General features: G+C 52.9%; 12 protein-coding genes. 4 read left to right on the forward strand and 8 right to left on the reverse strand.

Annotated elements, in window-relative coordinates; translation table 11 throughout:
- The first annotated feature begins 404 nt into the window (after positions 1 to 404).
- The 4 genes from Pla22_RS18615 to Pla22_RS18630 all read left to right on the forward strand — a co-directional run bounded on the left by Pla22_RS18615 (position 405) and on the right by Pla22_RS18630 (position 6,719).
- Positions 405 to 1,592, forward strand: coding sequence for an iron-containing alcohol dehydrogenase (locus Pla22_RS18615; protein WP_146516251.1), 1,188 nt, complete (start codon positions 405 to 407; stop codon positions 1,590 to 1,592).
- A 240-nt stretch (positions 1,593 to 1,832) separates the two neighbouring features.
- Complete coding sequence (locus tag Pla22_RS18620; protein WP_242632200.1) at positions 1,833 to 2,522, forward strand: haloacid dehalogenase type II; 690 nt, start codon at positions 1,833 to 1,835, stop codon at positions 2,520 to 2,522.
- A gap of 238 nt (positions 2,523 to 2,760) precedes the next feature.
- Positions 2,761 to 4,041: a cation:proton antiporter gene (locus Pla22_RS18625; RefSeq protein WP_146516253.1), complete on the forward strand. Its 1,281-nt coding sequence runs from the start codon at positions 2,761 to 2,763 to the stop codon at positions 4,039 to 4,041.
- A 1,031-nt stretch (positions 4,042 to 5,072) separates the two neighbouring features.
- Positions 5,073 to 6,719, forward strand: a complete 1,647-nt coding sequence (locus tag Pla22_RS18630; protein ID WP_242632154.1) for an arylsulfatase — start codon at positions 5,073 to 5,075, stop codon at positions 6,717 to 6,719.
- A 5-nt stretch (positions 6,720 to 6,724) separates the two neighbouring features.
- On the opposite strand, the gene Pla22_RS18635 is transcribed toward Pla22_RS18630, so the two are convergent.
- The 8 genes from Pla22_RS18635 to Pla22_RS18670 all read right to left on the reverse strand — a co-directional run bounded on the left by Pla22_RS18635 (position 6,725) and on the right by Pla22_RS18670 (position 24,050).
- Complete coding sequence (locus Pla22_RS18635; protein WP_146516254.1) at positions 6,725 to 7,942, reverse strand: M14 family zinc carboxypeptidase; 1,218 nt, start codon at positions 7,940 to 7,942, stop codon at positions 6,725 to 6,727.
- A gap of 374 nt (positions 7,943 to 8,316) precedes the next feature.
- Positions 8,317 to 9,687, reverse strand: coding sequence for an SGNH/GDSL hydrolase family protein (locus Pla22_RS18640; RefSeq protein WP_146516255.1), 1,371 nt, complete (start codon positions 9,685 to 9,687; stop codon positions 8,317 to 8,319).
- Between the two features lie 76 nt (positions 9,688 to 9,763).
- Complete coding sequence (locus Pla22_RS18645) at positions 9,764 to 11,323, reverse strand: carbon-nitrogen hydrolase family protein (protein WP_146516256.1); 1,560 nt, start codon at positions 11,321 to 11,323, stop codon at positions 9,764 to 9,766.
- A gap of 168 nt (positions 11,324 to 11,491) precedes the next feature.
- Entirely contained in the window at positions 11,492 to 12,373 is an 882-nt protein-coding gene (locus Pla22_RS18650) for a DUF58 domain-containing protein (protein ID WP_146516615.1), read from the reverse strand.
- Positions 12,363 to 13,424 (reverse strand): AAA family ATPase, encoded by a 1,062-nt coding sequence (locus tag Pla22_RS18655; protein WP_146516257.1) that lies wholly within the window; start codon positions 13,422 to 13,424, stop codon positions 12,363 to 12,365. Before Pla22_RS18655 ends, Pla22_RS18650 begins: the two co-directional genes overlap by 11 nt.
- Before the next feature lie 153 nt (positions 13,425 to 13,577).
- Positions 13,578 to 15,158 carry an MBL fold metallo-hydrolase gene (locus Pla22_RS18660; RefSeq protein WP_146516258.1) on the reverse strand — a complete coding sequence of 527 codons (1,581 nt, stop codon included), beginning with the start codon at positions 15,156 to 15,158 and terminating at the stop codon, positions 13,578 to 13,580.
- Between the two features lie 79 nt (positions 15,159 to 15,237).
- The gene (locus Pla22_RS18665) at positions 15,238 to 16,449 is read right to left on the reverse strand and encodes a hypothetical protein (RefSeq protein ID WP_146516259.1); all 1,212 of its coding nucleotides are present in this window, start codon (positions 16,447 to 16,449) and stop codon (positions 15,238 to 15,240) included.
- Between the two features lie 50 nt (positions 16,450 to 16,499).
- Positions 16,500 to 24,050 (reverse strand): tandem-95 repeat protein, encoded by a 7,551-nt coding sequence (locus Pla22_RS18670; protein WP_146516260.1) that lies wholly within the window; start codon positions 24,048 to 24,050, stop codon positions 16,500 to 16,502.
- Between the last annotated feature and the right edge of the window lie 268 nt (positions 24,051 to 24,318).

Below are 24,318 nucleotides of genomic sequence, written 5' to 3' on the forward strand. Positions count from 1 at the left end.
GCGCAATCGAGACGTCGCTGGCTGGTTTTGATGCATGACGCTGGAACCACCATAAAATATTAGCTTCGCTTTAAGCCGAGTATTTCCGTCATGTTATCAAGGGCGTTTGCTGGTGCCTGGATGTTCTTTTACCTGATGCGGTGTGCACTGCTGGGCGAGTCAGGTTGCGAATCGTGCGTCAGTGGGCACCGAGGCTAGTTGACATGTGCCCTCAGCGTTCCCTGTTGCGATAGAAGATTGTTCGTCGGATGTGCCCCATCGAAAGACGGCATGCGTTTTGCGGTAACGTTGCGAAGATCGCATTCATCGATCAACTTTCGGAAACATACAACTTTCGGAAACATAGATTCGCCCTTCCCGTTTTGGCTAGCGGGTTCTCAACTCAAAAGCAATCAAGCAGCACCATGCAGAATTTCGACTTCTACAACCCAACACGAATTCTTTTTGGCGAAGGACGCATCAGCGAGATTGATGATCACGTGCCCCCCAACGCCAACGTGATGGTGCTGTATGGTGGCGAAAGTGCCCGCCGCTATGGAACGCTCCACGAGGTTGTCGAGAGCTTGGGCAATCGAAGAATCACTGAGTTTGGAGGAATCGAAGCGAACCCGCGATATGAAACGTTGATACGAGCAGTCGAGAAAGCCAACACAGCGAAGGTCGACTTCTTGATGGCAGTTGGTGGCGGCTCGGTGATCGACGGTGCCAAGTTCGTTGCTGCAGCTATGACGTTTGAAGGCGATCCTTGGTCGATCCTGACGCAGCACGGAGCCAACGTTCAATCCGCGGTACCGTTCGGGACGGTCCTTACGTTGCCAGCGACAGGATCGGAAATGAATCAAGGAGCCGTGGTCACGAACGAAAAACGCAGGTCAAAGCTTGCGTTCAAGAGCCCTCACGTCTTCCCCCAATTCTCGGTACTCGATCCGACCAAAACCTACACGCTTCCTCAGCGGCAACTATCCAACGGAATCGCCGACGCGTTCGTGCACGTCATCGAGCAGTACCTGACTTATCCCACTGGCGCGATGATTCAAGATCGTTTCGCTGAAGGATTGCTCAAAACGCTTATCGAGCTCGCCCCCAAACTGAATGAAAACAACCACGACTATCCGACGCGAGCAAGCTTCATGTGGGCAACGACTTGGGCACTCAACGGCATGATTGGTGCCGGAGTTCCCAAAGACTGGGCTTCGCACATGATCGGTCACGAGCTGACGGCACTATACGACATTGATCACGCTCGAACTCTTGCCATCGTATTGCCGTCGCTATTGCGTGAACGGCGAGAGGCAAAGCGTGAAAAGCTGCTGCAGTACGCTGGGCGAGTTTGGGACATTCACGAAGGCGATGAAGAATCGCGAATCGAAGAAGCGATCAAACGCACCCGCAGTTTCTTCGAAGGTATCGGAATTCCGACCTATCTCAGTGACTACGACCTAGATGACGCCGCAATCGATGCAGTGGTCACGAATCTTCGATCGCACGAGATGACTGAATTGGGTGAACAGAAAGAAATCACGCCAGAGGTCAGTCGAAAGATTCTACAAAGAAGCCTATGCGCTGAGGGATCAACGCAACAAACCGTTTAGTCAATTCGAATCTAGCGAGTCCGTCGGTCTCGACAGTTGAAACCTCATTGATCAATAGCGGCATCTGCAAAAGCACCGCGACATCAAACAACTATGCGAACTCCATACGAGACAAAAATGAGAACCTCTGCCACTCTTTCGTTCGCCGTGCTAGCTCTCACGCTAGGCGGAAGACCTGCAACGGCGCAAAGTCCGGCCGAGATCACCAATCAAGTAACCGAGAACGGAAGCCCCAATTCAATGCCGCGACCCAAAGTGATCATTTTTGACGTCAATGAAACGCTGCTCGATCTTGCGCCTTTGAAGTCCTCAGTCGGAAAGGCTCTGGGTGGTCGGGAAGATTTGTTGCCGTTGTGGTTTTCGACGATGTTGCACTACTCCTTGGTTGAAACGCTAAGTGGCACGTACCACAGCTTTGGAGAGATCGGTACAGCAGCATTAATGATGGTCGCTGAAACCCAGGGCATCGACCTTGACTACGAAGATGCCAAAGAGGCGATCGTTATGCCGCTTCGATCCTTGCCCGCCCATCCGGACGTGCTGGAGGGACTCAAAGCATTGAAGGAAAGCGGATACACCCTCGTCAGTTTGACCAATTCGTCTGCAGTGGGAGTAGAAACGCAGTTTAAGAACGCTAGGCTGACTGAAATGTTTGTTAAGCGTTACAGCGTTGATACAGTCGAGAAGTTCAAACCGCACCCCGACACCTACCAGATGGTTCTGGATGACCTGGGAATAGAACCGTCTGAGGCAATCATGGTCGCGGCCCATGCGTGGGACTTGGCTGGAGCCGATGCCGTTGGACTTCAGACGGCCTTTATTCGTCGCCCTGGAAAAACCGAGTATCCCATCGCGGCGAAACCTGACTACGTTGTGGCCGACCTGATGGAACTCGTTGACACATTGGCGACCATTCCAGCAACGCCCTAATTCTCTTGGCCGGCAAAGAAGACGTAACACGCAGAACGACTAGCTAGATTCTCTCGCGTCAGTTTGGCTCCTGTCACTTGTTTTCGCCTTCGCTGCTGCAGTTCGTATCCGATCTTCGATGGGTTCGAAAGCGTTGGTCTATCAATTCTGCGTTTGAACGTCGCGGGTTGTTGAATGCTCGGCGACCAATGAGTAATCAGCGCATCGGAGCCACTGGATCATTCGTTACGATAGGTCCATGGAAATACTACTATTGATTCTCGGTGTGGCCGCGTTCCTCTACGCGCTCGTGTCTGCAAGGATGGACCGCACGATCATTACCCCGCCGATGATCTTCACGGCCGTGGGAGTCACGCTTGCGTTGATGCCCAGCCAATTCGCCGAACAAGAATCCGCTCAAGAAACACTGAGAGCCGTCGCTGAGTTCACGCTCGTGATTGTGCTATTCATCGACGCATCGCGAATCGACTTGTCGCTTTTCGTAAGAGAACACAAGATTGCCGTTCGATTGCTTGCCATAGGTCTACCGCTGACCATTTTGGCCGGCGCCATCGTTGCCAAACTGATGTTTGCCGAGTTTTCGTTCTGGGAGGCCGCTTTGGTTGCAGCGATCCTCGCCCCCACCGACGCTGCGCTCGGCCAAGCGGTCGTATCGAGCCCCAAAGTCCCCATTCGTATTCGGCAATCACTTAACGTAGAAAGCGGATTGAATGACGGAATTGCATTGCCGCTGGTGATGCTGCTCGCGGCGTTAGCCTCCATCGGCACGAACGGTGAAGACAAAAATTGGATGGTGTATTGGCTAATGCAAGTTTCGCTTGGTCCGCTAGTCGGAGTCATTGTCGGATTCGGGGGTGGCTATCTTCTGTCGGGTGCCAAGAAGTTGAACTACATCAACGAAGACTTTTTGCGATTGTCTGGCGTAGCCTTGGCCATCGTTGCTTGGGCAGGCGCTCTCCAGGTCGGCGGGAACGGCTTTATTGCTGCATTCGTGGCAGGAATGAGTATCTCCTATTTCGCCGATGATGTAGGCGATGCGTTAAGAGAATTCGGCGAAACGGAAGGCCAACTGCTCGGGCTGGTGACGTTTCTGCTCTTCGGATTGGTCGTTTTAGTCCCGGCCATAGAGTCCGCTGATGCAACGTGTTACCTCTATTCAATCCTGAGTCTAACGGTGATCCGCATGTTGCCAGTCGCTGCGGCTCTATTCGGATTGCGACTTCACGTTCCCACCGTGTTGTTCCTAGGTTGGTTCGGCCCACGCGGGCTAGCTTCGCTATTATTTGGATTGCTCGTGATCAGCGAATTCAATCTGCCGCATGCGGATCAGATCTTGACCCTATCCGTTTTGACAGTCGTGATGAGCATCCTCGCTCATGGTATCACCGCCGTTCCAGGATCCGACTGGTACGCCCATGTATTGAAGCGGCGATCCAATGAACACTCACTCGAAAATCAACACTGTCAATCTCATCGCAACAAGTTCAAATCAGCTGATGTCGACCAAAACGTACTGTGACCCGGCACACCACATTGCTTGACCATTCGCTTCTTCGGTTGCACGTGATTCGCGATTAGGATCCGCAACCGATAGCCGTCATCAACCGGTACGAATTCTAGAAAAGCACCTACCTTTGATAAATCCAAAGGTAGGCGCTGCGACGATAGTACGAGCACCTAGTGCTCATTGCATGATGTGGGGATCGACGCTAACGCTTAGCGATGATGCCGGTGGCTAAACTTTCGCGCCCGACCGCAAGTGCCAGAAGCGCAGCCCGAACTATTGCGGACAACGGGAGCGGCGCTGTAGGTCGTGTGCACGGGAACGGAGAAAGACGGGCTAGCGAAGCTTTGATAGTTACTTGCAGGGCTCACCACCGGCGAGCTCGATACGATTACCGAACCTCCGCAATTCCCCGACGCGCAACCTGATCCCGTTGCCATCGGCGCGGGGTAGTGGGCCACGTGCTGCTGATCCGCCGAATACTGTGGTACCGAACTAGCGACGTGAGTAGGTGCCGACGTAGCTGGAACCGAAACCGTCGCATTCGAGTAGTCGATGTGCGTTTCGTTTTGAGCTACGGCGTCAGAACTTAGTACGCAGACAGCAACAGTCGACGCGAGAATCAAGCCGAGGAATCGTTGGGACACAAATTTCATTCTGGAGTCTCATCCTAAGGAAGAAAAGAAGGGCTACTGACGCAAGAGTTTGCGACAGGCCGATGCGGAATTTTGCGCCACCTCAGATCGTGATGCTGTGAGCCACTTCACATACAAAATCTTTCCCAGCAAATTCAATTGCCAGCAAAGACGTGATCGTGTTGACGTTTCAAGCAAGTTTTACGCACGCTATTTGGTAAAACGTAAAGCGAATGTCGCTGAAGTTTGACTTCAGAATTGCCAGAGAAGAAACTATGCCCCCCAAGCTGTCTACCGTTCCTGGTAGCCAAGAAACGTATGAACGGGTTTTCGACCGTCCTTCGCCGCGATGTTGCACCGATAGCGGCTGCCTAGGCGGTGGAACAGTTACACAGAAGCGGGATCAACACCATGAGCGTCAACACCATGAACTCAATTCCACATAGCAACCTAGCTCACATTCGAAAGGCTCACATTCGAAAGGCACCTATTCAAAATCCTGGCCATCGAAACTCGCAACTTCGAAATTTGTCAGTCACTTGGCGATTTCGAATGCGAAACTTAGCTTGGACGGTCTGCATGGTCGTCTCGTCGCTGACCATCCACTGCTCTACGGTTCAGGCAGCGTCCCACGACAAACCCAATGTCGTGTTCATGCTGGCTGACGACCTTGGCTACGGAGAACTGGGGTGTTATGGCCAAGCGAAAATTAAGACACCCAACCTAGATCGCTTGGCTGCGCAAGGTATGCGATTCACCCAGCATTACACCGGAGCCCCCGTCTGCGCGCCAGCACGCTGCACCTTGCTCACCGGACAGAACCTTGCCCATGCCGAAATACGCGGGAATCGGGATTCTGGAAATGGTCGCATCTTCCCCGGGCAGTGGCCAATCAGTGACGGTGTGGTGACGATCGCGGAAAAGCTGCAAGACTCCGGCTACACAACGGGAGCGTTCGGAAAGTGGGGCCTTGGTCCTTCCAACACTTCTGGTTCGCCAATCAAACAGGGTTTTGACCGCTTCTACGGATACAATTGCCAACGCAACGCCCATAGCTACTTCCCGCTCTTCTTGGATTCTGACGAAAAGGAAGTTGTGATTAATAGCGGACTTATCTACGGGCACCAACGAAAGCCAGCGGGTGACATCAATGCCGACGACTACCGGCTAGCGAACTATGCACCTGACATGATTCTCAATGAGTCATTGAAGTTCATCGACGAACATCACCAGCAACCATTCTTTCTGTACTTGCCATTCGTTGAACCGCACGTTTCCATGCAGCCGCCTCAAGAATGGATCGACCGATATCCAGATTCTTGGGAAAGCGAGAAAGGTGTCTATCGAGGGCAAAACGGCTACTTGCCTCACCCGCGTCCTCGTGCCGCATACGCGGCGATGATATCGGACCTCGACGAACACGTTGGCAAAGTACTTTCAAAACTCGAAGAGCACTCGCTAACGAACGATACGATCGTCGTTTTCACTTCCGATAACGGGACGACCCACCCCGGTCGCGCCCCCGATTTCCACATCGGCGGAGTCGATGCAGATTTCTTCAACTCCACGGCGGGACTTCGCGACTGGAAGGGCAGCGTTTATGAAGGTGGAATCCGCGTGCCTTGTCTCGTTCGTTGGCCAGGTCACGTGGAGCCGGGTAGCGTCACAGAATTCGCATCCTACTTCCCGGATTGGTTTCCCACCCTGTCAAGTATCTGTGGGGCAGCGACTGAAAATCAACAGCCACTTGATGGCGTCGACTTGACCTCGGTTCTACTAGGTCAATCACCCATCGAGCGACACGAACCGATGATCTGGGAGTTCCATGGATATGGCGGACAACTCGCTATCCGCATCGGTCATTGGAAAGCGGTACGTCGTGATCTGCTGAAGAAGCAACCGACACCCTGGGAACTCTACGATCTCAATGAAGACCGCCAAGAACGCAATGATCTCGCAGGTAACCATCCAGACGTGATAGAAGAACTGGAAGCCGCGTACCTTCGGACCAGGATCGCCGAACCTGATTTTCCCAATCGGACTTACGATGCTAAGTAGCCTTGTCATTCAAAATAGGCTTCGAAAACGTCACACAGTTGACGTCCGTAGAGCATCCAATTTTCGGATGACGGTGTTTCACCTAGTCCTTCGATCCAATTCGCATTGAGTTCATGCACCACCGCGTCAATTCCATACCGCGACAACCATCCGTCGCCCAGCGTTCCTGGATTGTTAAACGAGGGATCCGTTGCTCCTTCGCGAAACCAGGTCTTCTGACGAAGTAAAGATTCAAGCTTGGCCATTCGTTGCAAGTAGCCGCTGTTCTCGTTTCCCACGGGACGGCTCAGGTGCAACTTTCCGCTCGCATCATTGTGCATTTCCAATGCCAAGTGCGGACGTTTCCCATCGGCCAACATCGTCGTTAACCAGCGTTCCAACGCGTCGTTCTCGGGGCATAACGCTGCGTCCGCGGGAGCATCCCAGTCGCGGTTCAAGTCCTTGCCGAACATATTGAAGCGGCTTCGACCCATCGCTACGCCGTCCTTATTGGCCATCGGCATGACATACAAACAGAACGAATCAAAGTACGAAGGTCGATTGGTGCCGCGGTCTTCGATTAAGTGTCGAATCATGCCTTCGACCACCCAGTTCCCGCCCGCTTCCCAAGGATGCGCCCGAGCTCGCATGAACACCCGGTTCGCAGCCTCGGCGTCGCCAACGCGAATGATCTCAAGCGGTCGTCCCTGAACCGTTTTTCCAATCGGGGTGATCTCGACCATTGGATGATTACGGATATCGCTTATCAGTCGATCTAAGTTTTCGGCATGGTATGCAGGTAAACGTGCGACATACAGACTGCCCGAAGCAGGAACGCGAACGGTGAATTGCAGTTGACCATCGGCTTCAAGGAACTCCGTCTGCTTCGCCAGCCAATCATTACCGTCTTCACTGGTAAATGCGATTGTCTTGTCATCGACCGCCAATCCCGGACGCCCATTCCATACGTTGTGAAAGTTGTTCAACAGCATCGTAATGTCACTACCAGGATCCGCCTCTATTCGAAAATGCCAATGCAAGGCCGCGCGGTTCGGCGATTCACGTTCGTGATCGTAGAGCATGTCGATTCTAACCCTGCCGTCTTCCAACACCTCCCAATCAATTGGCGAAGCATTCGCAAAGCTGGTGTCAATGAACCGAAGCGGATGAGCGGATTGAACAAGGTCGTCGGCAAAACAGAATCGCAGAGCCGTGAGCAGCACGATGGGAAGAAATCGAGGCATGGCGAACTCAGTTGAAAAATCGTTAGCGTTGACACAGTGCACCGAACCACCGTTGGTTCTGACAGGTATAGGGATCAAACTAAATCTCGAAGCATAGGTGAATCATCCGATGACCTTCGCGAGATGTTCGATGTTGGCATCCATGATAGTGGACCTGCCCGCATGATATTGACCGGCGTTGATTTTCCGTCAAGTTGCCATTGATTTGCCATTCAGAGCAGACCGAAACCAGAACAGCAGCGTCTCGACTCGTTCACTGCAGAGTGAATCCGTCACCACCGTTCCATTCGCCAAGGAGCCCCTGAACTATCAATAACATCGTCCAGGAACGCTCGCTGGCTAGTTGACACTGCTGTATTGCGTTGGGTACTGAGCTAAGGCTTTGATACCTGAACGAGCTCGTACGAGTGCGAGACTGGCTTGCGGCCCGTCAGTACATCGTCTTCATGACGCTTGGCTTCTTCGAGAAGCTCGTCGTATTGACTCCACTTTTCAAGAAGAATCCGAGTCATCGTCGCGTAGTAATCGTTCTTGACTTCAAGGTTGTCGTAGTAGGCCTGAATAGCATCAGTGTCATCCGGGTCGACTTTAGCGCGGCTCTTTAACCAACGTCGGGTGTTGACCATGCTGCACGCCTGAGCCTCTTTGCTACGCCGGTATTCGTTTTGCGTAGCAACCGCTTGAGCTTGCTTGAACTGCGGGGTTGCATCATTCATTGCCAAGTTGATCCCATCGGACAACTCAGATGATGAATAACGTCCGATGACATTTCCATCTATTCGCAGTTCATACTGTTCACCGTCGAGGCCGGTAATCTTAAGCAGTTCTTGATTCAAATCCGCCACAATCGGAAGCAAATCCAGGACACCGGCAGCCGATTTAGAAATTGGGAACGGCAGCGAATTTTCAAGGATGGAAAACGTGAGAACATCGCCATTCATTGCTAACGAACTTACCTCGGCGTTATCGTTCTTTGCGACTCGCATTCCGCTTGCATCAATTTCCACATTTGAAACCAACGCGGGTACATCTTGCGACTTTAGAAATAGCCAAGCCATCATTAGGTGACCTGGCTGCCCAGGGTGCACTCGGTCAGGCCCAATGATGGTCCATGAGGGATCGAGTTTCTGCTGATTCAAGTTCAACTCAGTCATCGGTCCGTGATAGTCCACCACAGATCCGCCATGCTGACTCGCCAATTCACGAACTATCGATGCGCAACGGGCTAACCCGTCGTTGCAACCAGGTTGGTTATTGTCGCGATCAAGCACTACCGTTTCATCGAACGGTGATGGAGTGATGAACACGAACTTCGTATCGTTTGCTTCCTTTTTAAGTCGCTCCACAACGGTCTTCATGTTCTTTTGGTACGCATCGAGGGCCCGCTGTTGAGCCTGTTGTTCGGATTCGCCGGGCTTGGCGACGTAAGAACTTCGATTCACATCATTCATGCCGAACATGATTGCCACCGTGGTCGGATGCTTCGCGATCACATCGTCCTGTAATCGCTGCAAAGAACCACCCGCCGTATCCCCAGACCGACCGGCGTTCACGAACCGTACCGTCCGATCGGGGAACCGAGTCGCATAATAGTTGGACACGATCGTTTGAGTGATCCCCGAAGCAGAGATGCTGTCACCGAGAAAGCACACCGTTTCCCCGTCCTTGAAGGTTTCGGCAACTCCGGTGCGAGCGCATGCCAATGCACCGAGTGAACTAACAAAAATCAGAAGCAGCAGTCTCATACGTAGTAATCTCGTCGTGAAATGGGTTGTCAAAAACCCATTCTACGCCGATGAAGACTCTGGTTCCATTGCTGTCCTAAACTCGAAAATCTTTCCCGTCTTCGTGATATGCGACGTGATAGTAATCGAGCATACGATCGTTCCAGTTTTGTACACTGCCGGCTTCTTTGTGACGCCGTAATTGTTCGATGTCCAAGTCGTGGATGATCAACGTCTCGACATTGGGATTGCATTCCGCAGCGATAGCGTCTCTCGCGAATTCCATATCCGCCGGCGTGAAGATTCCCGACTGAGCGTAGTGGATGTCCGAGTTTTCGACGAACGGAAGGTTGCCTGTACATCCAGATATTGCGACATACATATGGTTTTCGATGCATCGAGCCTGAGCACATGAACGCACACGCAAGTAGCCGTGCCTGGTATCGGTGTTGAATGGCACAAACACAATTTGAGCTCCTTTCGCTGCCGCTATGCGGGTCAGCTCGGGGAACTCGATGTCGTAGCAGATCTGAATCGCAATCGGACCGCAATCGGTGTCGAACACTTCCACTTTCTTACCCGGATTGACTCCCCACCATTTCCGCTCGCTCGGCGTGATGTGAATCTTGTATTGCTTTCCGATCGTACCATCGCGTCGAAACAAGTAAGCGATGTTGTAGAGGATGTCATCCTCGATTACGAACTGGGAACCACCGATGATGTTGACGTTGTACTTCACCGCAAGGTCGATGAAGAAGTCAAGAAATTGAGGCGTGAATTCAGCAAGCTGACGAGCGGCTTGGCCTGGTCGCGAAGATTCCACGCAGGAAAGCAACTGAGTCGTGAACAGCTCCGGAAACAATACGAAGTCTGACTTATAATCAGACGCGGTATCGACGAAAAATTCGCACTGTTGGGCGAACTCGTCAAAGTTTCGCACCGTTCTGAGTTGATATTGAACCACACAGACTCGAACTTGCTCGACGAGCGAATGAAATCTTCGCTTACCGCCGGGCACGTGATCGAGATTAGTCCATTCCAAGTAAGTGGCGTAGCCGCAAGATTCTATGTCGCTGGGCAGGTAGTTTGGAATCAAACCGCGAACGGCGAAACCATTGGAGAGCTGAGCAGTCAGAACGGGATCGAAGATGGCCTTATTCAAGACATCTTCGATGTAGACGCTCGCCGTCATCGTTTCGGCATACTTGTGGTAGTTAGGAATCCGCCCCGCAATGATGAACCGAGCGAGATTCTTGTCGCGGCATATCTGCTTGCGGGCGTCGTACAATCGACGAGACAGCTTCATACCGCGGAACTTCGGGTGAACCATGATCTCAATTCCGTAGAGCGTGTCGCCCTTCGGCTTGTGGTTACGAATGAAGCCGTTGTCTGAGATTGCCTTCCAGTTGTGCCACTCTAATTTTGAGTCGTAATCGATGATGACGTTGTTCGCCGACGCAGCCAGCTTCCCGTCGATCTCGATGACGAACTGGCCTTCGGGGAACATTTGAATCTGACTTTCAATTTGCTCGCGAGTCCAAGAAGGGATTCCTGGAAAGCAGAGTTCCGCCATCTCCTTCAACTCGTCGTAATCATCGATAGTCAGTGGACGTTCTACGACGTTGTATTCGAACGTACTAAGATCAAGAGGTTCCATGATTCATCACAGCGGGGTGTTGTAGTGACATCGGATCGCCAGATGGACGGTTCCAATATCGGAAAAGATCTTCGAATTCGCGCAGTTGTAGCAGAGTTAGCCAATTCGCGAAGCGGGTAAATCGCGCCTACCGGGCAACAAACCGCAGGCATACAAGTCCTGGACTCACTATCGCTTCAAGTTGGGAAGCGTTGTCCTGGCCGCCAGGAACCGTGCTAACACCGCATCGAGAGGATCGCTGGTGCGCACGCCGACGTAATCGATAGAAAGTCGCCCACAGGACTTCTTCGTTTCACTCAAGAACTCGTTCAACGCCTCAAGATACCCTTCCCGCAGGGCACGTGGATTGCAGTTCAAAAAGTCATCACTCTCGAGACCTTCAAAACGCGTTGAACCGTTGAATTCAAAGTCCAACTCATCGCTATGCAACACATGGAATAAAGCCACGTCGTGCCCACGTTGACGAAGCACCCGAAGACCTTCCATCAGGTTGTCGACGCCAAGCAAATCGGAAATGACCACCACCAAGCCTCGCTTGGGGATCGCCTGAGCAACCTGTTTGGCGACTTTAGGCAGGTCGGTCCGACCGTCGGCACCCACGCTATCAAGCAGTGCCAAGATCCGTGTGAGTTGCTGCTGATTACTTCTGGCCGGGACACTCGATCGGACTTCCGTGTCAAACGTGAACAGACCGCAGCCATCCTTTTGCCGTAACGCTAAATAGGCGAGCGACGCGGCAATCGAAGCGGAGTAGTCGAACTTGTTCGAATCACCATCGCCGTAGGCCATGCTAGCCGAGCGATCCACCAACAACGTGAGCCGAAGATTCGTTTCCTCTTCGTATTGTTTAATATGCAACTTATCTTGGCGCGCGTAGACCTTCCAATCGATATGACGAATCTCGTCACCGCGTGTGTACTGACGGTGCTGCAGGAATTCGATCGATTGGCCAAAGTACGGACTTCGGTGCATCCCCGAGAGGAAGCCTTCCACGACGCGGCGCGCCGTTAGTTCCAAACGACGAATCCGCCCCGTGACTTCAGGACGCAAATATCTTTTGGAATCGGGCATCGCGTGAAAGTTCATCCTCGGTGGTAGGGGTCGCATCTACAATTCGTTTGACAACATCGTCACTGGTGATGCCATCGCTTTCGGCGGCGAAGTTGACCACCATTCGATGCCGAAGCACGGGCGCGGCAAGCGCAGCGATGTCTTCGACTTGCACATGGAAACGACCTTCCAAAAGAGCTCGTGCCTTGCCACCGAGAATAAGGAACTGGACGGCGCGAGGTCCTGCACCCCAGCCAACCATATCGTCGACAAAGTCTGGCACACCTTCGCTACCCACTCGCGTTTGCCGAACAAGCGACAAAGCATAGCGAACCACGTGGTCGCTAATCGGAACTTGGCGAACGAGCTTTTGCAAACGCAAGATCTCATCGCCTTGCAACACAGGTTGCACCTCGGCGACTTGGCTACCGGTTGTTCGCCGAGCCACTTCAAATTCTTCATCGAAGCTTGGGTAATCGACATAGATTTTGAACATGAAGCGGTCTTGTTGCGCTTCAGGAAGCGGGTACGTGCCCTCTTGCTCAATCGGGTTCTGAGTCGCGAGGACAAAGAATGGATCGGGAAGCACGTGACGATTTCGTCCCACCGTGACTTGGCGTTCCTGCATCGCCTCGAGCAAAGCAGATTGCGTCTTCGGTGGCGTACGGTTGATTTCGTCCGCCAACACCACGTTGGCAAACAACGGCCCCTGCATGAAACGGAAATCGCGATGGCCGGTCGAACGATCTTCTTCCATGATCTCGGTACCCGTCACATCGGCGGGCATCAAGTCGGGCGTGAATTGCACCCGGCTAAACGACATATCAAGCGTTTTTGCCAGTGTGCTGATCATGAGCGTTTTAGCGAGACCCGGCACGCCTTCAAGCATCACGTGTCCGCGACTGAACAGACAAATCAAAATCTCGTCGATGACCTTCTCTTGGCCAACGATGATTTTCCCCAATTGTTCAAGAATCTTCTTACGAGCATCGTGAAGGCGAGCGGCATCCGCTTCGCTAAGAATTTCGTTATCGTCGCCAGCCGCTGTCATGCGGTGAATCCTTCGAGGGAGTGGACAAGGGTTTGAGTTGACTCAGGATACCAACAATTTCAAGTTCCCGCGCTATGGGTTATTCCCACGCGATGGGTTACCGGGCGCACCGTCCGGTGTGGACCATCAATGTCGGCAGAAGGCCCCTTCCGCTTAATTGGCAAGCGCAGCGGAGAGCTTTTGCATGATCTGGTGTCTTGCCTCCGGCGTGCTAGCCGCCTGCAATTGAGTGCTTAGATCCATCATGAACTCAGCGTACTCGTTGTGCCAATCCCGTTCGAGTTGAGCGACCGGAATCCTTGGCTTGGGCTTTTCGGTCGAATGAGCGGTGCCACCGGCGATCAGTTCGTAACTTTCGTCAAATTGAGGCAGAAACACCTTTTCGGGATCGTAACCTTTCGACACCATCAAATCACGCAGCGCCGCACGCGAATCGTCTTCGCCATGATTCAAGAATAGCCCCCCCGTGACCGGACCTCGTTCGATCAGCCAATTGACCAGTTCAGGTTGATCAGCGTGGGCGGAGTAATTACCAAGACGACGGATTTGGGCCCGAACCTCGTATTCCTTTCCATGGATGCGGACCTTCTTTGCACCGCTGGTAATGATGTTTCCAAGTGTGCCGGGCGATTGGTAACCGACAAACAGAATCGTTGACTCGGGCCGGAAGATATTGTTCTTCAAGTGGTGCTTGATCCGACCGGCGTTACACATGCCGCTGGCCGAGATAATGATCGCACCTTTCTTGATGTTGTTGATCGCCTTACTTTCATCAACCGACTGAGTGATATGAAAGTTTTTGTGGCGAAACAGTTTCGCTGAATCAATTTCGATGTCTTCCATGGTCCCAGCAAAGTCCATGAACACTTCGGTCGCTTTGCGAGCCATCGGTGAATCAAGGTAGACGTCCGCATCCGGGATTTCACCACTATCAAGCAGCACAGCGATGTCATGCAACAATTCTTGCGAACGTTCGACGGCGAACGATGGGATGACAACGTTGCCACCTCGTGCCAAAGCTCGCTTGAGTTCGTCGCGCATCGCATCGCGACGCGCCTTCAAGGTGTATTCTTCGCGGTCGCGGTTCCCGTAAGTGCTTTCGCAAATAATGTAGTCGTAACCCTGCGGAGCATCAGGTTCGGGATGGAACGCCTTTTCTTCGGGACCAAGGTCGCCTGAGAAGAGCATGCGGATCGATTTGCCGCCTTCGGGAACGTGAATCTCGGCCGATAACGAACCGAGTAAGTGACCCGCGTTCCAAAACCTCACTCGCAATCCCGGTTTCGGTTCGAACCAGGTTTCGTAGTCATGCGTCACGATCTGTTTAAGAGTCTCTTGCGCGTCTTCGATCGTGTAAATCGGAACGACGGGCTCTTGTCCGCGACGCTCACGCTTTCGATTTTCGCGTTCGGCATTGGATTGTTGAATGTACGCCGAGTCGGCCAACATGAATTCCAACAAACGTTTAGTTGCCGGCGTGGTGTAGATCGGCCCCGTGAAGCCCGCCGCGGTGAGTTTGGGAAGCAGCCCGCTATGATCGATGTGGGCGTGGGTGAGCACCAGAAATTCAACCTTGCTCGCGTCAAAGGGAAATTCACCAAGGTTAAGTTCCTGAGTCGTTCGGTTGCCTTGAAACAAACCACAATCAACCAAGAAGGTGGCGGTTTCACTACGCACGAGCGAACAAGAACCGGTGACAGTGCCAGCAGCACCACAAAACTTTAACGTTGCCATCTAGAATCCTTTGGCGGGCAGCCTATGCCCTAAGAATAGGTTGATTCCATCACCACTTAGGGTCAGGAGTGATTGGAAGCTAAGACTTGTTCGAATCCAAAAGCTCTTTCACGATTTCGATGCTTTTGGAACGCTCTTCCTTTTCATCCGGCGCAAAACCGATTTCACGAAAATCAAAGCCAAGATTGGGACGATTGCGAGCGTTCTTCAAACCGACATCGTCCAGCTTAACGTCATGCAAGATCGCAATGGTGGCGATCGCAAGATCACACATCTTAGTTTCGATCAATCGCCCCCCAGCATACCCCACTTCCGCGGTCATTCGCCGATCGCCAAGCAACGGAGCCACCGCGAGAGCATCCTTCTTCGTTCCGAACCGCGACACGACTTGCAGAGCGATTGCTAAGGTTTCAGTTTGATTCGCTTCGCTAAGGGTCCGAACCGCCAAGGGCAAAGCTTCGGGAATCTCCCACTGCACCACCTTGATCAAGGTTTCCGTTCGATTGGTCAACGTGGCTCGATTAGTCCAACCAGCAAACAGTTTCGTAAACGGTTCCGCCAATTTGGTCTCGCGTCGGATCACCCGGGCCGCTTCTTGATCGAGCAATCTAAGCATCACGCTCTCGTGTCCAGCCAGAAGTGGCAATTCAGGATCACGAGTCGGCAGGTAAAGTGCAATGGTGTCCGCCGCGGTCGCAAATGTTCGTTCGATGAACTGACGATGCTGGATCTTTCCAATCGTTGATTCCACAGCATCCATCCTATCCCTTGTCGTTCCCGCTAACGAAGGCAATAGCGTAGGATGCTCGGTCATAATCTGAATGAACAGATCGCGAGTGACGTTGTTATCGGCCATCGCATCTTTGAATTCTTCCCAGCCTTCAAACGTGCATTTGCCGCCGGACAAGAACGTCTCGATACGCATTTGTAAATTCCCCTCGGCCATCTGAACCACGATAGCCTCGGCTCGATCGCGTACCTCGGGATCACTCGATTTTTCCGCCAACGTGCGAAGCGGATCAAGGATGCTCGGCCCCATTTCCATTAGTTTCGCCGCCGCACGTTCTCGGTCAGCAAAACCGGCTGCCCCGAGTTGGTCCACCAGCTCGACCATTCGCTTTTCAAGCTCTTGAGACGTCGTGACCTCATCCGTCGTGATTTCATCCGCCACGATTTCATCCGCTACGATCTCATCCGCCACGGCCGCTTCGCCCACAAGCACGCCAGCAAGAATTACTGACGCAAAGAATCGCCAAAGCGTCAAGCGAGTAAAAGCGAAAGAATGGTGCATGGCTGGTCTCAGTAATACGTCGGGTAGGCCAATCGCAGATTTGCCATTTGCTACCATCCCAGTGTATCCAGCCCCGCAATGTCCCCGATAGATGAACCTTCCTTGTCATCATCATCGAAAAGGCTAGCGATTGCGGCATCAACATTGGCTTGATCGGTCGCAAAGGAAGCGATTTTTGTAGGCGTTTCGCTTCTGATGTCAATCGCTAAGTTTTCCATCGCTCGATCCGTTTCCCCCGGCGACGATGCAACGCCTGCGAGCGGAGCCACTTCTTCGCCTTCACCATCGACGACAACAACGGATATTCGATTGATCACGCGAAGAGCATCCAGGGCCGATCCACGACCGTCGCCGCTGACATCGTAAAACGCGTTGGGAAACTCAGCCAAGGTAGCCGGATCAATCAGGTCAAAGTTTTCCGACGTAAATAGGCCCGCCCGCAACATGTTGTTGATGATAAGCAACGCATCTAACGAAGTGATCGAACCTGACCCGTCCACATCCGCCGGATTGATGTAGTTCGTCCATCCGCTTCCGGCAATTTCAAGCTCGACGTCGCCGAGCGAAACTTTTTGGACGAACACACCGTCAACCACTTCCGTTCCTGAGTTTTCGAAGCCAGCAACATTGACAAACTGGTCGGTCGGTCGGACCTGCAATCGAAGTCGATTTCCCGAAACGGGCACGGGATCGCCATTCGCTGTCTTCACGACAAGTTGACCATCAACGACATCGACGACCAATTCACCGTCCAACAGCCCGGTGTCGACTTCAACTTCCAAACGCAACGTGTTCGCGGTTTCCCGAACCACCCACCTCAATCCCTGACTCAACTCGGGCAACTTCAGCTCACCAATTTCGTTGACCAATGAATCGGTTGCCGTCATGATCGTGTAACTCTCACCGCCACTGGGTTGAAAGTCGTTGATCAACTGCACATCAACATCACCCAAGACGGCCGCCACGCCGGTGTGGTTGACCTGATCAAAACCGCTACCGGCAATGGGTCCGCCTAGTTCAATGATCACGTTGCTGGTGTCAGCGTAAATCACGTTCCCGTTGTCGGATATTGTCGCGCTTAGTCCCGGCGAAAACGTCCCTGCGAAGGTCACGTTGCTGAAACTTCCATTTCCATTAACAAACCCAGTGAATGTCAGTCGCGAATCCGCCGATGCACCGTCGACTGTTCCGTTGATTGTCAAAGGCGTTTCCGAGTCGTCCATCGTTGATACGGTACCGTTGCCAACGATCGAACTTTCGTCTCCTACCAACACGGCGGCGGTTGACGACAAAGATCCGCCTTCGATGGAAGTTACAGCAGGCAATTCGACCGGGTCGCTAGAGTTCAGGATCAACTCTCCATCACCAATAGCGAGATTACTGGCTATCAGAATCTCATCGATTTCTTCAACCGCCACTCGCTCGAAGCCACTCGCGGACAATGGCTCATAACCTTCGCCAAGAGTCAATGTCAGCGGGCCGCTAAGTGATTCCGCATCACCGGTGTCGAGCGTGACAACGGAAACCGTACCTTCCGCGACCACCAAAGAATCGTCGCCGTCGCCATTGACTTCGACATGGATCGCAAACGGCAATCTCGATTGGTTTTCAATACGGATTGAGTTAGACAGTCCGTTGTCGACGGAAATGCTCAGGCTCTCCACCAGCTCGATAGAACGACTAAAAACGATATCTTCGGTCGAGACTTGGTAGACCTCTAAATCATCACCATTAGGTCGAATGATCAGATCGTAGGCAGTTTCACCCTCGAAGAATAACGACACCGGCTCAGCCGCCGATTCCACTGCGACAGTCACCGTCCCCGTAACTTCCAAATCACCGTCGGACAACGTGTACGTGAATGTGTCTGTGCCTACGAAGCCAGATGCTGATGTGTAGAAAACACGATCGCCATCAATCACGACAACGGCCCCCGAATCACTGGCTTCCACGTTGGTTAGCGCAAGCGTTTGGTCTTCCAAGGGCCCGGGGCTGTCGTTGGACAAAAGAGTTTCGATCGACACATCAACCGTTGTGCCTGACTTGGTTTGCAGCTCGTCATCGTTGGCGACCGGTGGATCGTTGACCGATTCAATGAAGACATTGACCGTGCCTCTTGCCGTGGTCTCTGAGTCGCTAACGGTATACGTGAACGAATCCGACCCGGCGAAGTTCGCTAGCGGGATGTACCGAATATTGTCGCCGTCAATTTCAACGGTGGCACCGCTAGTGGTTTCTCCCACTTCCGTAATCGACAGTGTTTGTCCGGCGCCGTCGCCATCATTGTCATTGGCGAGCAGTTGCTCGATTGACACGAGTATCTCAGTGTCCTCAAGTCCGCTGATGTCGTCGTCCATGCTGATCGGAGGATCATTGACTGGCTGCACTTCGAAAGTGATCGTCGCGGATGATGACGTCACACCATCGCTTGCCACGTACTCGATCGAATCCGTTCCAAAGAAGTTCTCAAGCGGGAAGTAACGCAACAACGATCCTTCCAAGAACACCGTCCCGTTCTGCGGACTTCCCACGGTATCAAACAAGGTTGCTTCGCCCGAGCTAACCAGGGTTGCCAAATCGATGCCGGAAAAGTTGTCTTCCAACTGCGTGATCGTCACGTCATCCGCGACCACGACTTCGGGAGTCACAAAGTCCAGCACGATTCGAGCATTCGCACCTGCGATGACCTGGGATTCGCCTAATGGATTATCGAGACCATACAGCAAGGTCGGTGAATCGCCATTGGACCTGCCGATCTCAAAGACCACATCGTCCGCATTTTGCAGCACTTCTAGAGTGATCGTGAATGAGGTGAAAGGTTGCGGAAGCTCATCTTGGATAAGCGACGGGATTCCACCTCCGTCCCCGACGAGCGCACCGACACCACCGATGTTACGGAAAACGTCGTTGGAATCGGGATCATACGAGGCGCCTTGCAAGAAAGGTTGATAGAACGAGACTTGGTTGTCCGTCGACCAAGGGGTCACTGTCAGTGAATGAGCGAACGCTGCTGGATTCAAACTCCCGTCCTCGAGTCTGCCGGGCACTTCGACCACGGACACTTCCACCGCCGCGCCGGTCAACTCACTGACGTCCACATTGACGTTAGGCGCATCGTAATCTCCCGAGAACTGCAAACGAAAACCGAGGACATCGCTGTCTAGAATTCGGATTTGCGAAACGGAAACCGCAGTAGGACCGAACAATTCGTACGCCGCGTCGGTTATCGCAGCGAGCGGCGACTCCACAAAATCCTGGTGCGATACTTCTGCGGTTGCAACACCTTCCTCGGTCGAGAAGCGAATCACACCACCGTCCGTTTGAGCGATATCGCTCGAAAAGAATACTTGCTGGTGCTCTGAAAACACCGGACGGAAGGTTTCAGGATGGCTCGTCGCGATGTCGGCGAATAGAGAAAACGCACCAAGCCGATCGTCTTCACTGCGCAAATCTTCGTATTGAACCTCCAACTCAAAATACTGGCCCGGCCGCAGCGTAGCCCTGCCATCACCATCAAGGATCGAGTCCCCGCCGATCTTCGCGTCCAAACTTAACGCGAGCAGTCCGTCGGCATCCGAAGTGACAAAATCATCAATCGGCTCACCCGCTTCCAAAGCAGCCATGGCCGTCATGATTCGATTGACGTCAATAGCAGTAACTTCCCCATCGGCATCGACATCCGGGTACAAGACACCCACATACGGTCCTTGGGAATCGATCAACGGCAACAAATTCATGACTTGAATAGCATCAAGTGCCGAGACCATTCCGTCACCGTTGACATCTTCTCGAAGCACTGCGTTGTGCAAACCCGCTGTGAAAGTTCCCGTGACAATGGCATCCCGGTCAGTAAAAACAAGTTCGGGCGTTACCAAACTGTCTCTACCGTACAGGAGCACTGATTCGTCCCCTTCGTTGGCTTTCACTTCAAACTCAATCGCTTCGCTGATCCCCGTAACCTCGAACGGCAACGCCAACACAAAGAATGGTTGAATGAATACACCATCATTGGACAGGCTAGGAACGCCTCCACCATCGGACACGACGGGGCCGATACCTCCCAATCGCGTCAAGAAAGTAGTTTCACTGTACGAACCTTCAGTCAGGTCAGCGTAGAACGCTTCCCCTTGATTGAAGGTTGGACTTTCAAGAACGAGATTGAATCGAACGGCATCCGAATTGATACTTCCGTCGCTGTTGCGAACGTCGATTTGGGTTGTCTCAGTCGATACATCAGCTAGAAAACTAATGAATTCAACGGTCAGCGGAGGCACATCTTGGTCAATGAAAGAATCGCCGAGAAAGCGAATTCTAAAATTGAGGTTCCCACTGCTCGTTTCGTACTCGGTGACTGAAAACTCATCGACTTCAAATCCCATCGCCACGAATGCACTTTCGAGCGAGCCAACTTTGTCGTCCGAGAAATCAGAGTACGCGATCGACACCCCGGTCCGACCCTCCATTGAAAATAGCAACTCACTTTCCTCGGTGGACTCGTCAGCCACTTCGCTGCCGATGGAGAGCAATTGCGTTTCAGTCATCAAAGGTTTTAGCGGGGCCTCTGCACTACTCATGATGTCGGCGAAGATTGCAAAGGCGCCGATTTCCTCATCCAACACGCGCAGGTCGTCGTAGTAAATTTCGAAGTTGAACCGATCACCAACCTTTGCGGAAAAGTTGCGATCCTCGTCAAGCAACGAAGTTCCATCTCGGGTCACATCGAGTTGAAGTTCAATGAGTTCGCCATTCCCCACCGACACGACAACCGTAGCGGTTGACTGCAGAACTCCGTCGCTCACCTCGTACGTGAAGGTGTCCGTTCCGTTGAAACCAGTGGCGGGAACATAAGTGATATCACCATCTTCGAGAGTGACAGTCGCACCCGCGGCACTTTCGCCAACTCCGACCACCGTTAGCGTTTGATCATCCTCGTTTGGCCCGGCGCTATCGTTCGCCGTCAGCGACGATCCGGAAATAGTTAGCTCGGTGTCGGGCGTCGTCGACACGGCATCGTCGATCGCAACGGGGGTATCATTGACGGGCGAAACCGTTAGCGAGATCACTCCGGTTGCCGAACCGGACGCGTTTGAGACTCGATAAACAAAACTGTCGGAACCAAAGAAGTTCGAGTTCGGGTAGTACTGCACCGACGACCCATTTAAGAGGGTGAAACCAGACTCAGGCTCAACTTCGATGGCGTAAGTGTCGGGAATACCGCCGGTGACAAGCGTGGAAAGGTCGATCCCCGCAAACGCGTCCTCGACAAGAGTTAGGCTCTCGTTACCCGCCACCAAGTCAGATTCTGAAGCCTGAAAATCGAGAGTGATCCGTTCGTAGTTTCCACCAATGACTTGATTGGGGCCAAGTGCGTTATCAAGACCATACAACGCGATAGGATGATCCGGCGACGCTGCCCGACCGACTTCAAATTCCACATCGTCGGCATCGGCAATGACTTCAAGCTCAATACTAAATGCGGCAAACGGTTGGACGAGTGTACCGTCGCTTGAGAATCCGCGGATGCCTTCACCGGTCGATAATCCGCCGACACCACCGATGCTTTGAAACAGACTCCCCTCATCGAGCGAATAGGTAGCGCCTTGCATCGGAGAATAAAACTCGGTCCCGCCGTTGAGCGTACGAGAGAACGAATTGATATTGAACTCAATCGCCGCCGGATTCACCGTCTCGCCATCGGACAAGAACGCCGCAGTCTCGACAACATCAGCGACAACCGATGCTCCGGTCAAACCACTTGTGTCGATCGTGACATTAGGAATGTCAACCATCTTGTCGGTAAAGCGAAGCTGCAAACCAATCGCGTCTGCGCCTCGCATATCGATCCGGGTTACTTCAACGCGATCGGGTCCAAACCCAAGGCTTTCGAGGGCCGTTGACAGAGCGTCGCTAGGACTGATCTGAATGTCCGCCAAACTGACTTGGACTGTACCGGACTCGCCTTGCAACGCAACTTCGATGCTGCCTCCGCTGGCACTCCTGATTTCTTCGGAGAAGAAGATTTGCTGAGTTTCCGAAACGACAGGCCGGAACTTGTCGGGTTGCGATGCAGTGATGTCAACAAATAGCGAAAAGGCTCCGGAGCGATCCGATTCGGCGCGCAGGTCTTCGTAGAACACTTCCAGTTCGAAAATGTCTCCGACTTGTAACATCCCTGAGTTGCCGCCATCCAAGACCGAGACACCGTCCTTGCGAGCGTCGAGTCCCAAGGCCAAAAGTGACGGAGCATCGGAGGTAACGAATTCGTCGATCGGCTCGCCATTGTCTAACGCGTCCAACGCGGTCATGACACGATTGGCATCGAGCGGTGTTACGCTGCCATCACCGTCGACATCTAGATACGGCGCAGCAAACGGAGATCCGACCGTGCCGATCGCAGGCAGTTGGTTGGTGACCGCTAGAGCATCAGCCAACGAAATGGTTCCATCGTCATTCACATCCTCACGGAGCACAGGATTCTGAGCGATCGGGTGAGATGCAACGAACGTGCCGGTGACCACTGCGTCCTCATCAAGCAGAATAAAGTCCGATGCCAAAGCCTCGCTCTCTCCATAAAGCAGAATAGAAGAGGCAGTCGAGCTAGGTCCGACTTCAAACTCAACGTCAACGCCCGTCGCGACAACCTCGACCGGAAGTCCTACGACGAAGAATGGTTCGACAAAGACTCCGTCATCGGATAGTCCTGGAATACCCAACCCAGAGGTATCCGCCAGACCTAAACCGCCAAGTCCCACAAGAAAGTCCGTTGAGTTGTAGGCACCTTCGTTGACGAACTTGTAGAAGTCTTCCGAATTGTTGAAGGTCGGATTCGCCGTGATCAAGTTGTATTGAATCGCATCAGAATTGACCGACCCGTCGGCAAGTCTGGCGGGAACTTCGTCAACGCTTGAGTCCGCGTCGACACCAAAGCCAATCAGATCAACCGAAAGCGGGGGAACGTCAACGTTGTAAAAATCCTCGCCCAAGAAACGAATTTGATAAGCAAGGTCCGCAACGCTCGTAGAGACTTGCTCAACGGAGAATTCCGAGGAATCAAAACCTAATCCTTGCAGCGCATTACCAAGAGCGTCCACGGCATCGCCTGCGAAATCGTCATAAGCAATCGTCGATGAACCGCGTCCATCCATCGAAATCAATATTTCAGAAGACGATCCACCGCTACCGGGATCGTCGATGAACAAGAATTGAGTCTCCGTGAGCAGCGGTTCGACGGGAGCGTTTTCAATGCTGCTTGAGATGTCCGCGTAAACGGAATAGGCACCCAGCCGGTCGTCAAAGACCCTCAAGTCGTCGTAACGGATCTCAAAGTCAAAGCGGTCGCCAACGTTCGCCGTGAACGCGCGATTGGAATCCAACAAAGACGTTCCATCACGAGTCACGTCGAGCTGCAGTTCCAACAATTCACCAACCGCCTCTGCCTGACTAGGTGGAGTCTCGAACACAAGTCCACCCGTTCCGACATCCCCGGCAAAGAGCCGTTTCTGTTCAAGCGACTCAAACATCATTCGTCGACGAACTTGGCGGTTTGGCTTGTGTGCGAAAGGCTTGCCGATCGAAGAACGGCGGGATGTGGACCTAGGCATAATGGCACCTATCGATGGAAGACGTCTTGATAATGGCAACTATTGTAGACAACGGGGGCCCCCCAATGGTGCGTCAGGGGCATCCGCTCGTCAAAAGAACAAACTGGCCGGCCCAAGGCACGATGCCGCCCTTTTCGCTAACCCTGTTCGCTAACCCTGTTCGCCAGCGTGGCTTCGCCATGATTGCCCAAGCGTTGGGTTTGGGACGCTTAAGTTTCGGACGCTAAGGTTTCCGACGCTGGAATTTCGGATCGAACGCGTCATGTGA

The sequence above is a fragment of the Rubripirellula amarantea genome (assembly GCF_007859865.1).
In the GTDB taxonomy this organism is placed as follows: Bacteria; Planctomycetota; Planctomycetia; order Pirellulales; family Pirellulaceae; genus Rubripirellula; species Rubripirellula amarantea.